Origin of the sequence: Aeromonas sp. DNP9, from assembly GCF_001728955.1 — a bacterium.
GTDB lineage: Bacteria > Pseudomonadota > Gammaproteobacteria > Enterobacterales > Aeromonadaceae > Aeromonas > Aeromonas veronii.
In genome coordinates this window covers 1-13548 of the sequence record NZ_LYSQ01000046.1, presented here as the reverse complement: position 1 = coordinate 13548, position 13548 = coordinate 1, and the positions used below count along the sequence as shown (strand labels likewise).

Annotated in this window: 12 protein-coding genes and 1 pseudogene; 11 read left to right on the top strand and 2 right to left on the bottom strand. The window is 60.5% G+C overall.

All coding sequences use genetic code 11. The features are described from left to right. The 4 genes and pseudogenes from A9G06_RS22190 to A9G06_RS20695 all read left to right on the top strand — a co-directional run. Nucleotides 1–164: pseudogene (locus A9G06_RS22190) on the top strand (IS630 family transposase); the annotation flags it as partial. Nucleotides 165–266: 102 nt separating this feature from the next. Further along, the gene (locus tag A9G06_RS22355; protein WP_171903412.1) at nt 267–422 is read left to right on the top strand and encodes a hypothetical protein; all 156 of its coding nucleotides are present in this window, start codon (nt 267–269) and stop codon (nt 420–422) included. 286 nt (nt 423–708) lie between these two features. Continuing rightward, nucleotides 709–2136, top strand: a complete 1428-nt coding sequence (sbcB, locus tag A9G06_RS20700) for an exodeoxyribonuclease I (protein ID WP_069556485.1) — start codon at nt 709–711, stop codon at nt 2134–2136. 155 nt (nt 2137–2291) lie between these two features. After that, entirely contained in the window at nt 2292–2792 is a 501-nt protein-coding gene (locus A9G06_RS20695) for a hypothetical protein (RefSeq protein ID WP_069556486.1), read from the top strand. Nucleotides 2793–2870: 78 nt separating this feature from the next. On the opposite strand, the gene A9G06_RS20690 is transcribed toward A9G06_RS20695, so the two are convergent. Continuing rightward, a complete protein-coding gene (locus A9G06_RS20690; protein ID WP_069556484.1) occupies nt 2871–4580 on the bottom strand; it encodes a glycoside hydrolase family 36 protein in 1710 nt (569 codons plus the stop codon). A gap of 160 nt (nt 4581–4740) precedes the next feature. Between A9G06_RS20690 and A9G06_RS20685 the strand changes: the two genes are divergently transcribed. From A9G06_RS20685 to cdd, 3 genes are all read left to right on the top strand, one after another. Then, nucleotides 4741–5097 carry a CidA/LrgA family protein gene (locus A9G06_RS20685; protein ID WP_005333279.1) on the top strand — a complete coding sequence of 119 codons (357 nt, stop codon included), beginning with the start codon at nt 4741–4743 and terminating at the stop codon, nt 5095–5097. Next, nucleotides 5094–5780: an LrgB family protein gene (locus A9G06_RS20680; protein WP_069556483.1), complete on the top strand. Its 687-nt coding sequence runs from the start codon at nt 5094–5096 to the stop codon at nt 5778–5780. Before A9G06_RS20685 ends, A9G06_RS20680 begins: the two co-directional genes overlap by 4 nt. 197 nt (nt 5781–5977) lie before the next feature. After that, nucleotides 5978–6862, top strand: coding sequence for a cytidine deaminase (cdd, locus tag A9G06_RS20675; RefSeq protein ID WP_005345271.1), 885 nt, complete (start codon nt 5978–5980; stop codon nt 6860–6862). 134 nt (nt 6863–6996) lie between these two features. Here cdd and A9G06_RS20670 read toward each other — a convergent pair whose 3' ends face one another. Then, nucleotides 6997–8382 carry a tryptophanase gene (locus A9G06_RS20670; RefSeq protein WP_069556482.1) on the bottom strand — a complete coding sequence of 462 codons (1386 nt, stop codon included), beginning with the start codon at nt 8380–8382 and terminating at the stop codon, nt 6997–6999. A 460-nt stretch (nt 8383–8842) separates the two neighbouring features. On the opposite strand from A9G06_RS20670, the gene A9G06_RS21770 reads away from it, so the two are divergent. The 4 genes from A9G06_RS21770 to asd all read left to right on the top strand — a co-directional run bounded on the left by A9G06_RS21770 (nt 8843) and on the right by asd (nt 13490). Continuing rightward, a complete protein-coding gene (locus tag A9G06_RS21770) occupies nt 8843–9007 on the top strand; it encodes a DUF2256 domain-containing protein (RefSeq protein WP_083243856.1) in 165 nt (54 codons plus the stop codon). After that, nucleotides 9007–10527 (top strand): cryptochrome/photolyase family protein, encoded by a 1521-nt coding sequence (locus A9G06_RS20665; RefSeq protein ID WP_069556481.1) that lies wholly within the window; start codon nt 9007–9009, stop codon nt 10525–10527. Before A9G06_RS21770 ends, A9G06_RS20665 begins: the two co-directional genes overlap by 1 nt. 193 nt (nt 10528–10720) lie before the next feature. Next, nucleotides 10721–12016: a D-amino acid dehydrogenase gene (locus A9G06_RS20660; protein WP_290439016.1), complete on the top strand. Its 1296-nt coding sequence runs from the start codon at nt 10721–10723 to the stop codon at nt 12014–12016. 361 nt (nt 12017–12377) lie between these two features. Further along, nucleotides 12378–13490: an aspartate-semialdehyde dehydrogenase gene (asd, locus tag A9G06_RS20655; RefSeq protein ID WP_005345266.1), complete on the top strand. Its 1113-nt coding sequence runs from the start codon at nt 12378–12380 to the stop codon at nt 13488–13490. Nucleotides 13491–13548 lie beyond the last annotated feature (58 nt).

Sequence of the window (13548 nt, the reverse complement as noted above, 5' to 3'; positions counted from 1 at the left end):
GTCCTTGGGTTAATCACATAGAACGGCTGTAGCACAAGTTGCATGAAACGATCACGCGCAATCATCAATGCAGCGGGATGGCCAACCTGCTGGCTCGAGTGAAACACTTCATCGATACCGTGTCTCCTTTCCTGGGGAATGGCTATGGCACAGCGAAGGTGTAGCACTATTGGGATCAGTTATTTATTTCCGCTGCGTTAAACGCATGCAGCTTTCATCGCCCATTTTGTGTACCAATTCACATCAGATTAGGAGTGGAGCCAATAATGGCTATTCAAATAAATAAAATAGCCATGAGCCTTGCCTTAATGGCCACCGCTGGTAGTGCCACAGCAGCCGCCAAGCCCACTATTCTTGCCATCATGGGCGATGACATCGGTTACTGGAACATCAGTGCTTACAACCAGGGAATGATGGGCTAACAGACCCCGAATCTGGACAGGATCGTCAATGAAGGGGCCATCTTTACCGATCACTACAGATATCACTAAACAATCATCATATCCTGAAGGATGGATGGGCCTTATTGACTCGATGAGTAGAGGAGAAGTGCACAAAATGTCGGGATAAACTGCCCAATAAACCGCCACCAGTACGGCTCGCCCTTCGTTCTGCCTGCGCTATGGTTTACCATGCAGGCAATTGTGGTGCCTAGCACCGCCCACCCAGGCGCCAGGCGCCGTCATCGGATACCTCATCTCGAGCAACATGAGCAAAACAGCACACGCGGGCAACGAGCCAACATTCTACTTCCACGATTACGAAACCTTCGGCATCAGCCCCGCCAAGGACAGGCCGTCGCAGTTTGCCGGTATTCGTACCGATGCAGATTTCAACATCATTGGCGAGCCGCTGGTCATTTATTGCAAACCTCCGGCGGACTACCTGCCGGACCCAGAGGCATGCCTTATCACCGGTATCACGCCACAAAAGGCGATGAAGGACGGGCTGTGCGAGGCGGATTTCATTCGCCAGATCCACGAGCAGTTCGCCACTTCGAATACCTGTGTGCTGGGCTACAACAGCATCCGCTTCGATGATGAAGTGACCCGCTACACCCTCTATCGCAACTTCTATGACCCCTATGGCTACAGCTGGCAGAACGGCAACTCCCGCTGGGACATCCTCGACATGCTGCGGGCCTGCTATGCCCTGCGGCCGGAGGGGATAGAGTGGGCGTTTGACGATGAGGGCAAGCCGAGTTTCCGGCTGGAGAAGCTGACGGTCGCCAACGGCGTGGCCCACGCCAATGCCCACGATGCGCTCTCGGACGTACTGGCCACCATCGAGATGGCCAAGCTGGTGAAAAAAGCCCAACCCAAGCTGTTTGGTTATCTCTTTGATCTGCGTAACAAAAACAAGGTGAAGGCCCTCATCGACGTGGTGACCATGAAGCCACTGGTACACGTCTCCGGCATGTTCTCCCCCTGGCAGGGGTGCGTGAGCTGGGTCTCGCCGCTCGCCTGGCATCCCACCAACCAGAATGCGGTGATCATGGTGGATCTAACCCGCGATCCTACCCCGCTCATTGAACTCACCAGCGAGGAGATCCGCGAGCGCCTCTATACCAAAAAAGAGGAGCTGGGGGATCTGGCGGGCATTCCGGTGAAACTGGTACACATCAACAAGTGCCCGGTGCTGGCACCGGCCGCCACCCTGACGGCGGAGCGTGCCGACGAGCTCGGCATCAATCGGGAGCAGTGCCGCAAGAGCCTGGATCTGCTGCGAGCCCACCCCGAAGTGCGGGAAAAACTGGTGGAAGTGTTCAATCAGGAGTTTGCTGGCAGCAATGAGAGCGACCCCGATACCCAGCTCTACGCCGGATTCTTTGGCCATGGCGACAAGTCCACCATGGATCTGGTGCGTGCCACCCCCGCGGATCTGCTGGGTGAGCGGGAGTTCGCCTTTACCGACGCCCGGCTGCCGGAGATGCTGTTCCGCTACCGCGCCCGCAACTGGCCACACACCTTGAGCGAAGCAGAGCAGAAACGCTGGCGCCTGCACTGCAGCGACTACTTCAGCCGCCGTCTGCCGGACTATGTGCCGCGCCTCGAGGCGCTGGCCGAGCAGAACCAGAGTAACGAACGGAACTTTACGATTCTAAAGAGTCTCTACCACTATCTGGAAGATTTATGAGTTGTGAGTAGTTTCACAATAAATCCTTCCCGCCTGTCCCCTTCTTCAGGTCATAATGACGAAGGGGATTTCCCCAAAAACCAATATCTTGCAACATCCTGAGCGGATGTCTCCCAAGCAAGAGATCTCTTTGGCCGAACGGAAGCCATTTGCTGATGCCTCGTCACCACGCACTGCTCGGATTACTGGCCCTGCTGCCGCTGGCAGCCAACGCCGCATACCGGTTCGATGTGCCGGATTATCTTGCTCGCCTGCCCGAGCAGACCTATCGCATCGTAGAACAGAACTTCAACACCCTTTATCAGCAGACTGATTTCACTCCCCTGATCACCAACAGCTACTTCAACGGTTCCCATCTCTACAAGTTTGTCGGGGTACCGCTGGCCATCAGCGCCCAATCAGGTTTCCAGCTGGAGGTGTTTGGTCAGGTCTATAACCGAGCTTCGCAAGCCTATATGCACCTGAGCGAGGATATGTCCCTTTATCGGGTGATGCGGGTCGATCTGATGGGGAACCCCAATGATCAACTGGCCATCGGTGTTGGTCTGGGGGTGCCCATCACCCCGTTGCTGACCCTCAAGGCGATCGCCTCCGGCAGTGATATCCCGGGCTATGGCTCCGCCAAATACGCCGTCGGTTTTGAGTGGCGTTACTGAAAAACGTGGCTGATAACCGCTGATTGAAACAATTCAGGCTCCGTGATGGAGCCTGAATTGTTTATGGTGACGCTGTGATCAGGTGTAGTGGATCACCCGCCCTTCACCCCCTTGCAGGGTCACAGCCGTACCGACTGCCTGCCCATGCCAAAAATCGGTTCCCCCTTCCGGCAGCAGATACTCCTGTGGTTGCCCCTCCCAGTTGAAGAGGCAGAGCAGAGTGCCGCCCTCGGGCAGGCTTACTTCGCCACAGGCAACGTCCATCGACTCGAAACGGGCGGAGGGTGCACGAGCAGCGCAAAGCGCCAGCAGCTTGCGCAGGTGCGCCGCTTGCTCCTCATCGAGATCTTGCAGCCGATCGCCTGCCAGCATCATGCCGCCGCTCGCCACCAGCGCTGCCAGATGGAAGCTGTAATCCGCCTTGCTTGCCTGCTGGCTCGGCAGATCCCGCAGACAGATGCAGTCGGGGTCGAGGGCCCAGAGCTTGTCATTCTGCCAGGCACGGCAGAAGGCCTCGCGAGCGATCTGGCGATAGCGGTGGCCATTGCGCTCCACGTCATCGCTCACCCGCATGCCGTGCACCAGCCCAAGGCTCGGCCAGATGGGGGCGTTGCAACCGAGCAGGAAGGCAGCATCGCCAGCACCGCGCAGAATGGCGGCCATACCGCGCCGATAGGCTTCAACCCGGGTGGCGGCAGGATCGTGAAAACGGCCACCGTGGATGGCGCCCCAGAAGTTGGCATCGAGCTTGAAATAGTGGATACCCCACTGCTCGCGCAGGGTACGGAACACCCGCTCAAGGTGCGCCTGCACCTCGGGGTGAGTGCCGTCCAGCACATACCAGGGGGTACAGCGCCAGCCACCATAGGTAACCCGCTCGGAAGGGAGCGGCAGGCCGTCATCCCCCTTCACAAACCAGTCGGGATGCTCCTGAAACACCTGCGAAGTGGGCTCTGCAATAAAGGGAGCGACCCAGAGAGCAGGCTCGCAGCCAGCCTGTTTGATCTCGGCAGCCAGTGAAGCAACGCCTTGCTCGAACTTGGCCGATGGTGTGAGCCAGTCGCCCATCTTGGCCTGATAGCCGTCGTCGATCTGCACATAGTGCAGGGCCGGGAAGCGCTCAGCACGCACCTGCAGGTTCTCGCGAATATCGGCAGCGCTCACCTCGGCGTAGTAGTGATACCAAGAGCACCAACCGCTCGGGCGATCACTCACCTGGCCGATCAGCGAGCCGTGCTCGACCTCGATCAGCTGTGCCAGCTCAGCCAGCAGATCCTCGCGCTCCGCCCCTTCGAGGCAGATCAGCGACTCGCTCTGCCAGTGCTCACCGGCCGCAAGTTTTCGCCCTTCGCAGTTCATCAGGATCTGCAAGCGGCCATCGGGGTAGAGGCGAAACTCCCCGCCAAAACGGTGGCAGCTGGCAAAGGCGAGCAGCAGCCACCCCTTGCCATGCTCTACCAGAAACAGGTTGTGAATGGTGTGATAGCCATTGTCATCGGTGATGCGATAGACGCTGGCATCGGGGCAACGGCCGACATGTTGCGGTGATTGCCAGCTACCCATGGTCTGGGCCAGCATCTGGAATCCTTCGCCATAAATGGCGCTCTCCACCGGCAGGCCAAGCTTGCCGTCAAACAGCACCCAGCGGTCAACCGGAGTGGCATCAACTCCAGTGTTGTCGAGTCGCACCCGGCACAGAGGCCCTTCCCACTGACGGGTTTGCAGCAGATGGGGTGGCAACGCGTTATCGTTCGCCAGCTGGCGAACTCGGGACAAGAGGGATGTCATCACTACTCCTTGTAGTTCGAAAAGGGTTCTATCAGGCACTTTTCAAAAAATGCCAATCAAATCAGCTTCAAACGAACTGATTTCAGTTGTTATTGTTTTAATGCCGCGACCCGGCCTCTCTGGTAAACTGCGATTTTTCTTCCCAGTCGATGAGGTTCACGTGATCGCGCAACGCGCCTTGCTGTACTTTCGTGACTTTATGGTCATCGTCGCCTGCCTGCTGGCAGGCAAATCCGTGGCAGCCATCCTGCCTTTCGCCTTCCCCGGCAGCATCATCGGTATGCTGCTGCTGTTCGTGCTGCTCTCCCTGCAGCTGATAAAGCTGCACTGGGTCGAGCTGGGTGCAGGTTTGCTGCTGCGCCACATGGGCGTTTTGTTCGTGCCGGTTGCAGTCGGGCTGGTGGCCTGGCTTGAGCCCCTGCGCCAATCCTTCGGCGTCATCATGCTCTGTATCGTGCTCGGGATCGTGCTGATCCTCGCCACCGTTGGCCGGCTCTACCAGAGGATGAACAAATGATCTTCTGGCTAGCGATCCCTCTGACCCTGGCGCTCTATTTCGCCACCCGCGCCCTCTATCGCCGCCTGCCCTGGCCCATCATCAACCCGGTGCTGGTGCCGACCGCGGTGATCATCGGCCTGCTGCTCTGGTTTGATCTGCCCCTTGAGCAGTACGAGCGCGGCAGCAGCCCCATTACCATGCTGCTGGAGCCCGCCGTGGTGGCGCTGGCGCTGCCGCTCTATCAACAGGCGCGCCAGATCCAGGCCAAGTTCAAGCCCATCCTAATCTGTACCCTCGCCTCCGTCTTGATCTCGGTGTGCACAACCCTGCTGATCGGTCATTTTATGGGCACAGATCCGGCACTGCTCGCCTCATTGGCTACCAAATCGATCACCACCCCGCTCGCCATGAGCGTCAGCCAGTCCATCGGCGGCATTCCCGCCATCGCGGCCGCCGTGGTGGTGGTAGTGGGAATTGTCGGCGCCCTGATCGGCTACCCGCTGCTCAGATTGCTGAAAGTGACCGACCCGGAAGCGCAAGGGCTCGCCATGGGGGCCTGTGCCCACGCCATCGGCACCGCCATCTCCGCCGAGAAGGGGATCACCCAGGGGGCCTTTGCATCGCTCGCCATGGTGGTGTGCGGGATCCTCACCGCTGCCGTCGCGCCGCTGCTGTTTGCCATCTATCACTGGCTGATCTGATCACCCCATTGACCACCTATTGACCATTCCGACGGCTCTGCAGCGCTGTCGGGGTGCGACCTGCCGCACAATTTGCACAAGACAAACGTTTCCATTACCATCCCCCTCCGTTTGCCCATCAGGGCGTGAGCCTGCTCACACATTTACCCGAGCTTGCTCCCTACAATGGCCGCCCAATTGGCCTTTGAGGACACACTATGCATCCCCGTTTTGCCAAGCCATTCGATACCCTCTCTGCCCCGCTCAAAGCAGCCGTGCAGCCCATGCTGGATAGTGCCGACTTCAACGCCCGCTTCACGCCGGAGCAAGTCGCCACCCTGAAAGCCGCCACAGGTCTCGATGATCGCGCCCTGCGCCTCGCCCTGTTGCCGCTGGCCGCCGCCTGCTCGGTAGCCCCCATCTCCAAGTTTTATGTCGGTGCCATCGCCTGTGGCCTGAGCGGCAGCTGGTACTTCGGCGCCAATATGGAGTTCGCGGGCCAGGGTCTGTTCCACTCGGTGCACGCCGAGCAGTCCGCCATCTCCAACGCCTGGCTGGGTGGCGAGACCGGGATCTCTGAAATCACCGTCAACTACACCCCCTGCGGCCACTGCCGTCAGTTCATGAACGAGCTGAGCACCGCCAAGATCCTGAAAGTCTCTCTGCCCGATGACCTGAGTGCCCTGCAATCCTTCCTGCCCCACTCGTTTGGCCCAGCGGATCTCGACATCACGGATGCGCTGATGAGCCCGCAGGATCACGCAGAGCTTGAGCTTCAAAGCGAAGACCCGCTGTGGCAGGCCGCGCTGGCCGCAGCCCGTCAAAGCTACGCCCCCTATAGCCAGGGCTATGCCGCGGTAGCGCTGCAGTTTGCCGATGGCCGCATCTTCTCTGGCCGCTACGCCGAGAACGCCGCCTTCAACCCCAGCCTGCCACCGATGCAGATGGCCTGCGCCCATGCGGTGCTTAACGGCGAAGATCTCGCCACCATCCGCCGCGCCGTACTGCTGGAGAACAAAAACGGCCAGATCAGCCAGCGTGACTCCGCCCAGTCCACCCTCAAGGCGCTGGGCTCGGTCGAGCTGGAGTATCAGGCGGTCTGACCCCAGCTTTACTTCGATAAACGAAAGCCCCCGCACCTTGGTGCGGGGGCTTTTTTACTGGGCCGTTTAACCGGGAGTGGCTAGTGATCTTCACAGCTTGGCGCGGTTGATCACCCCGTCTGACCTGTTGCTGATCAGACCGGTTTTAGCCGCGCGGTGAAGTGGCGCAGCAGCGGTGGCTCGTAGTCAAAGGTGAGCCCGCGAATGTCGCTGGCCCGCGCTTTCACCGCGATCAGGCAGTCGGCCACATAGTCCATGTGATCCCGGGTGTAGACCCGACGTGGAATGGTCAGACGCAACAGCTCGAAGTCCGCCGCCTCCTGCTTGCCAGTGGCGGGATCGCGCCCCAGCAGCAGGGAGCCAATCTCCACCCCGCGCACGCCCCCTTCCAGATAGAGCTCGCAGGCGAGCGCATGGGCAGGGAACTGCTCGGCCGGAATATGGGGCAGCAGCTTTTTGGCATCCACAAACACCGCATGGCCGCCGGTGGGGGTCTGGATCGGGATCCCCGCCTCGGCCAGCCGCTCGCCGAGATAGGCCACCTGACTGATGCGATAGGTGAGATACTCCTCATCCATCCCCTCGCGTAGGCCGATGGCGAGCGCCGCCATGTCCCGTCCCGCAAGGCCGCCATAAGTGACAAAACCCTCCATCGCTACGCAGCGCACCTGCACCGCGCGGAACAGGTCGAGATCCTCTTTAAAGCAGCAGAGCCCGCCGATATTGACCAGTCCGTCCTTTTTGGCCGACATGGTGAAGATGTCCCCCAACGCGAACATCTGGCGCACTATCTCCTTGATGCTGTGCTTGGCATAGGCCGGATCCCGCTCCTTGATAAACCAGGCGTTCTCGGCGAAGCGGGCGGCGTCGATCACCACCGGAATATGGTGACGACGGGCCAGCTCGGAGACTGCCTGCATATTGGCCATGGAGACCGGCTGACCGCCGGCGCTGTTGCAGGTGACCGTGATGATGATGCCGGCCACGTTGTCGGCCCCCAGGGTCTCGATGGTGTCGGTCAGGCGAGGGAGATCAAAATCCCCCTTCCAAGCGTAGGGGGCGGTGGTGTCGAGGGCTTTCGGGGTGAGCAGGTTGATGGCCCGCGCCCCGGCCAACTCCACATGGGCCTTGGTGGTGTCGAAGTGGTAGTTGGAGATAAAGACCGGCACCTTGCCCTTGCAGCGCTTGACCAGCTCGGGGAAGAGGATCTGCTCGGCCCCGCGCCCCTGGTGGGTGGGCATCACATGCCGGTAACCAAAAATGTCGCGCACCGTGCGCTCCAGCTCGACGAAGTTGCGGCTGCCCGCATAGGCCTCATCCCCCATCATGATGCCGGCCCACTGACGGTCAGACATGGCACCGGTGCCGCTGTCGGTCAGCAGATCGATATAGACATCTTCGGCCAGCAGCAGGAAGGGGTTCCAGCCCGCGGCCTCGAGGGCGGCACGGCGCTCGGCGCCAGTGGTCTGTTTGATGGGCTCGACCATCTTGATACGAAACGGCTCGGGTATACGACGCATATAAGACTCCTCACCGGCGCTAGGCCAGTGTGTTTTAAATCGGGATTGGCAAAGAGGCCGGGGCGATCAGGGTCGTCCGGCTGACAAATTCAAACGGCGGGTGCCGCCAATCAGCGGTGAGGAAAGTCGAAGGTGAGAATGGGATCCCGGGTATACCAGTGGGCGAGCAGGCAAGCTGCTCGGGGCGTAGCTGTCATGATTGGCATCACTCCCCTCCATATCGGTTGTAGACAGTCGGTGGCCAACAAGATCCATTGATGGATGCTGCCAACAGGCAGCCTCGCCACGTTAACGGCTGGTTAATTTGCAAACAAGGGGGGCACTGACGGGCTGTGCGCCCGCTCACAAAGTGGGCATCTGCGCGGCAAACCGGCAGTGAGGTTGATCCGTCCACGCCCCCGGTTCGTTATTCTCCCTACCCACACGCTACATCCCCCATCAGCCAGGGCCGGAAGCCATCATGCATCGCAAACCCCATCTGCCCGAGAAGATCTGCCCCGTCTGCCAACGCCCCTTCAGCTGGCGGCGCAAGTGGGCACGCAGTTGGGAGGAGGTTCGCTACTGCAGCGAGCGCTGTCGCCACGCTCGTCACAGCAGCCAGCAACCTGTGAGAGAGCGAGTCTGATGGAGCTGCGTCTTATTCTTGGCGATCAGCTGAACGCCGGTCACAGCTGGTTTCGCACCCCGGATCCGGCAATCTGTTATCTGATGGCGGAGCTGCGCCAAGAGACCGACTACTGCCGCCACCACCGTCAGAAGGTGCTGGCCTTCTTTGCCGCCATGCGCGCCTTCGCGGCGGCCCTTGGCAAGGCGGGCCACCGAGTCTGTTACCTGACTCTTGATGAGAGTGCCCGCTGGCCCGACTTGCCCAGCCTGCTGGCAGCCCAAATCGCGGCGCATCAGGCCGACAGCTTTGCCTGGCAGAGCCCGGATGAGTGGCGCCTCGCCAGCCAGTTGAAAAGCTGGGCGGCGGGTCTTGTCATCCCTGGCACCGAGGTGGAGAGCGAGCATTTTCTCACTTCCCGCGATGGCTGGCAGCGCTATCCCCACAGCCGGATGGAGTTCTTCTACCGCGCCCTGCGAAAGCAATATCAGGTACTGCTCGATGAGCGCGGCCAATCCCTTGGCGGGCGCTGGAATTTTGATGACGAGAATCGCGCCAAACTGCCGGCTAGCCAGCCAATCCCGACGCCCCTCACCTTTGCCAACGAGGTGAGCGAGATTGATACCATGCTGACCCGCCACGGGGTCAGCACCATCGGCGAGGCGGATGCCAGCCAACTGCCGTGGCCTATCACAAGACGCCAGAGTCGTGAGCTGCTGGCCCATTTTCTCACCCACTGCCTGCCCCACTTTGGCCGCTATCAGGATGCCCTGAGCGAGCGGGGCTGGAGCCTGTTTCACAGCCGACTGTCGTTTTCCCTCAACAGCAAGATGCTCCATCCGCTTGAGGTGATCCGCGCCGCCGAAGCCCACTGGCAGGCCAATCAGGCCACCATCACGTTGGCGCAGGTGGAGGGCTTTATCCGCCAGATCCTCGGCTGGCGCGAGTTTGTCCGTGCCCTCTACTGGGAGAAGATGCCCGACTATCAGCGCACCAATTTTCTCGGTGCCAACCGGCCGCTGCCCGGCTTTTTCTGGAGCGGTGAAACAGACATGGCCTGCGTGCGCCATGCCATCAACCAATCCCTTGAGCACGGTTACGCCCACCATATCCAGCGGCTGATGGTGACCGGCAACTTTGCCCTGCTGGCGGGGATTGATCCTGACGAGGTTGATCAGTGGTATCTCGGCATCTATGTGGATGCCATCGAGTGGGTGGAGCTGCCCAACACCCGCGGCATGAGCCAGTTTGCCGATGGCGGCCTGATGGGCAGCAAGCCCTACGCCAGCAGCGGCGCCTATCTCGAGCGGATGGGCCACTACTGCAAGGGGTGCCACTATCAGGTCAAAGCCCGCAGCGGCGACGGGAGTTGCCCCTTCAACAGCCTCTACTGGCACTTTCTTTGGCGCAATCGGGACAAACTGTGCGGCAATCCCCGCCTCGCCCTCCCCTATGCCAACTGGGATGGCCAAGCCGCAGAACAACAGCAGGCCATTCTGGCAACAGCAGAGCAGTACCTGATCAAGCTGGAGCAGTTGTAAGCGGGCCATACCCCCTGACTCATACCCCTGACAACAGCGCAGCGATTTACGCTGATAATCAGGCGTGCCATCGCACCAAACACCAGCCTGTGACTGGCTGACAGACGGAGATCCCAATACTGCGCAGAGCGGTTGAATATCCTGTGGCGGCTGATTATGGTGGTGGCCACATCAAGGTTTCCATCAACCAAACATCAGAAAAACGAGTCTAAGGAAAGACGATATGGAGATAGTGGTTCTCGGTGGCGGCGTGATTGGGGTAACCAGCGCCTGGTATCTGGCCAAGGCGGGTCACAAGGTGACCCTGCTGGAGCGACAAGGGGGCGTTGCCCTTGAAACCAGCCATGCCAACGCCGGGCAGATATCCCCGGGTTATGCGGCCCCCTGGGCGGCCCCCGGCATTCCCCTCAAGGCCGCCAAGTGGATGCTGCAAAAGCATGCCCCCTTCACCGTGCGCCCCACTGCCGACACCTTCCAGCTACGCTGGATGCTCAGAATGCTCGCCAACTGCACTCCGACCGCCTATGCCACCAACAAGGGGCGCATGGTGCGTCTGGCCGAATACAGCCGCGACTGCATGAAGCGGCTGCGTGACGAGCTGAACATCGATTATGAAGGGCGCCAGCTCGGCACCCTGCAGCTGTTTCGCAGCCAGTCCCAGCTCGATGCCAGCCAGCGCGATATCGAGGTGCTGGAGGAGTATGGCGTCCCTTACCAGTCGCTGGATGCCAGCGGCTGCGAAGCGGCAGAGCCTGCGCTGGCGCGGGTGCGCGGCAAAATCGTTGGCGGCTTGCGTCTGCCCGGCGACGAGACCGGCGACTGCTTCCGCTTCACCAAGGCCCTTGCCCTTGAAGCCGAGAAGCTCGGGGTCAAGTTTGTCTTCAACTGCGACATCGACGAGATTGAGCAAGCCCGCGGCCGCGCCGTGGCGGTGCGGGCGGGCGAGCAGCGCTATCGCGCCGATGCCATCGTCTGTGCGCTTGGCAGTTATGCCACCGGTTTTTTGCGGCCGCTGCTGCGCCCGCTCGGACTGGAGCTGCCGGTCTATCCGGTCAAGGGCTACTCCCTCACCCTGCCGATGATCAACGCCGAGGCCGCGCCGCGCAGTACCGTGCTCGACGAGACCTACAAGGTGGCCATCACCCGTTTTGACGAGCGGATCCGGGTCGGCGGCATGGCGGAGCTGTCGGGCTACAACCTCGCTCTCAACCCCAGACGCCACGACACCCTGGCGATGGTTGTGGGCGATCTCTTTCCCGAAGGGGGCGATATCAGCCAAGCCGAGTTCTGGACCGGCCTGCGCCCCATGACGCCGGATGGCACCCCGTTGGTGGGGCCAAGCCCCATTCCCGGCCTCTGGCTCAATACCGGCCACGGCACCTTGGGCTGGACCATGGCGGCCGGTTCGGGTCAGCTGTTGTGCGATCTTATCAGCGGCAGCGAGCCCGCCATCAGCGATGAGGGGCTCACCCTGGCCCGTTACGGCTAAGCGCCCAAGCTGTCGGGCTGTTTCACTCGCCAACTACGCCCTCAGACAACAGCAGAGGACGTTCTCAAACGCTTTATTGACAGGCCACCGCCAATAACGGTGGCCTTTTCGTCTGATGTTGACCTTCTCCCTCCCCGTCTGCCTGAGCGGTAGTCTGGCTGCCGGTTAATGCAGCAAACGGCACAGAATATTGCGCAATTCGACTTGCGCAAGCCGCCACAATCCGTAATGTGGATAGACGCATTTTTCGCAGCGCATATTTTTTAAATGGCCTGTAAACCGCTTGTAAACAGGCGTCGCCAGACAAGTGGTTACGGGTGTCACCACGAGTTTCTTTAGCAGCAATCCAGGGTAGGACATTATGAAAAAAGTAGGTTTGGTCGGTTGGCGTGGCATGGTGGGATCGGTTCTGATGAGCCGGATGCAGGAAGAGCAGGATTTCGCCCATATTCAACCCACATTCTTCACCACCTCCCAGGCCGGTGAGGCCGCTCCCAACTTCGGCGTCGATGCCGGTACTCTGCAGGACGCCTTCGATATCGAGGCGCTGGCCAAGCAGGATATCATCATCACCGCGCAAGGCGGCGACTACACCAAGGATGTCTATCCGCGCCTGAAAGCCGCTGGCTGGCAGGGTTACTGGATTGACGCAGCCTCCTCCCTGCGGATGGAGAAAGATGCCGTCATCATTCTGGATCCGGTCAACGGCGACGTCATCGAGCAGGCCCTGAACGATGGCATCAAGACCTTCGTTGGCGGCAATTGCACCGTCAGCCTGATGCTGCTGGCCCTCGGTGGCCTCTTCAAGGCCGATCTGGTGGAGTGGGTAAGCGTGGCCACCTATCAAGCCGCCTCCGGTGGTGGTGCCCGCCATATGCGCGAGCTGGTCACCCAGATGGGGATGCTGCGTGATGAAGTGGCGGTCGAGCTGGCCGACCCTGCCTCCGCCATTCTCGATATCGAGCGCAAGATCACCGAGAAGACCCGCTCCGGCACCCTGCCGGTGGACAACTTCGGCGTACCGCTGGCCGGTGGCCTTATCCCCTGGATCGACACCAAGCTCGACAACGGCCAGAGCCGTGAAGAGTGGAAGGGTCAGGCCGAGACCAACAAGATTTTGGGTATCGAGAACGCCGTGATTCCGGTGGATGGTCTGTGCGTGCGGATCGGCGCCCTGCGCTGCCACAGCCAGGCGTTCACCATCAAGCTGAAAAAAGATGTGCCGCTGGCGGAGATCGAAGCCCTGCTGGCCGCCCACAACGACTGGGTGAAAGTGATCCCCAACGATCGCGATATCACCGCCCGCGAGCTGACTCCGGCTGCCGTCACCGGCACCCTCAGCATTCCGGTGGGCCGTCTGCGCAAGCTCAATATGGGCCCGGAGTATCTGGCTGCCTTTACCGTGGGTGACCAACTGCTGTGGGGCGCCGCCGAGCCGCTGCGCCGCATGCTGCGTATCCTGCTGGCGCGCTAATCCGCCACAGCAGCAGATACAACAAGGGCGGGGAGTCACACTCCCCGCCCTTTTTCAT

Coding starts and splice junctions, on each gene's coding strand:
- A9G06_RS21770 (WP_083243856.1), top strand. CDS start 8,843: ATGCATCGCAAACCCCATCTGCCCGAGAAGATCTGCCCCGTCTGCCAA.
- asd (WP_005345266.1), top strand. CDS start 12,378: ATGAAAAAAGTAGGTTTGGTCGGTTGGCGTGGCATGGTGGGATCGGTT.
- A9G06_RS20670 (WP_069556482.1), bottom strand. CDS start 8,382: ATGCGTCGTATACCCGAGCCGTTTCGTATCAAGATGGTCGAGCCCATC.
- cdd (WP_005345271.1), top strand. CDS start 5,978: ATGCATCCCCGTTTTGCCAAGCCATTCGATACCCTCTCTGCCCCGCTC.
- sbcB (WP_069556485.1), top strand. CDS start 709: ATGAGCAAAACAGCACACGCGGGCAACGAGCCAACATTCTACTTCCAC.
- A9G06_RS20695 (WP_069556486.1), top strand. CDS start 2,292: ATGCCTCGTCACCACGCACTGCTCGGATTACTGGCCCTGCTGCCGCTG.
- A9G06_RS20690 (WP_069556484.1), bottom strand. CDS start 4,580: ATGACATCCCTCTTGTCCCGAGTTCGCCAGCTGGCGAACGATAACGCG.
- A9G06_RS20680 (WP_069556483.1), top strand. CDS start 5,094: ATGATCTTCTGGCTAGCGATCCCTCTGACCCTGGCGCTCTATTTCGCC.
- A9G06_RS20665 (WP_069556481.1), top strand. CDS start 9,007: ATGGAGCTGCGTCTTATTCTTGGCGATCAGCTGAACGCCGGTCACAGC.
- A9G06_RS22355 (WP_171903412.1), top strand. CDS start 267: ATGGCTATTCAAATAAATAAAATAGCCATGAGCCTTGCCTTAATGGCC.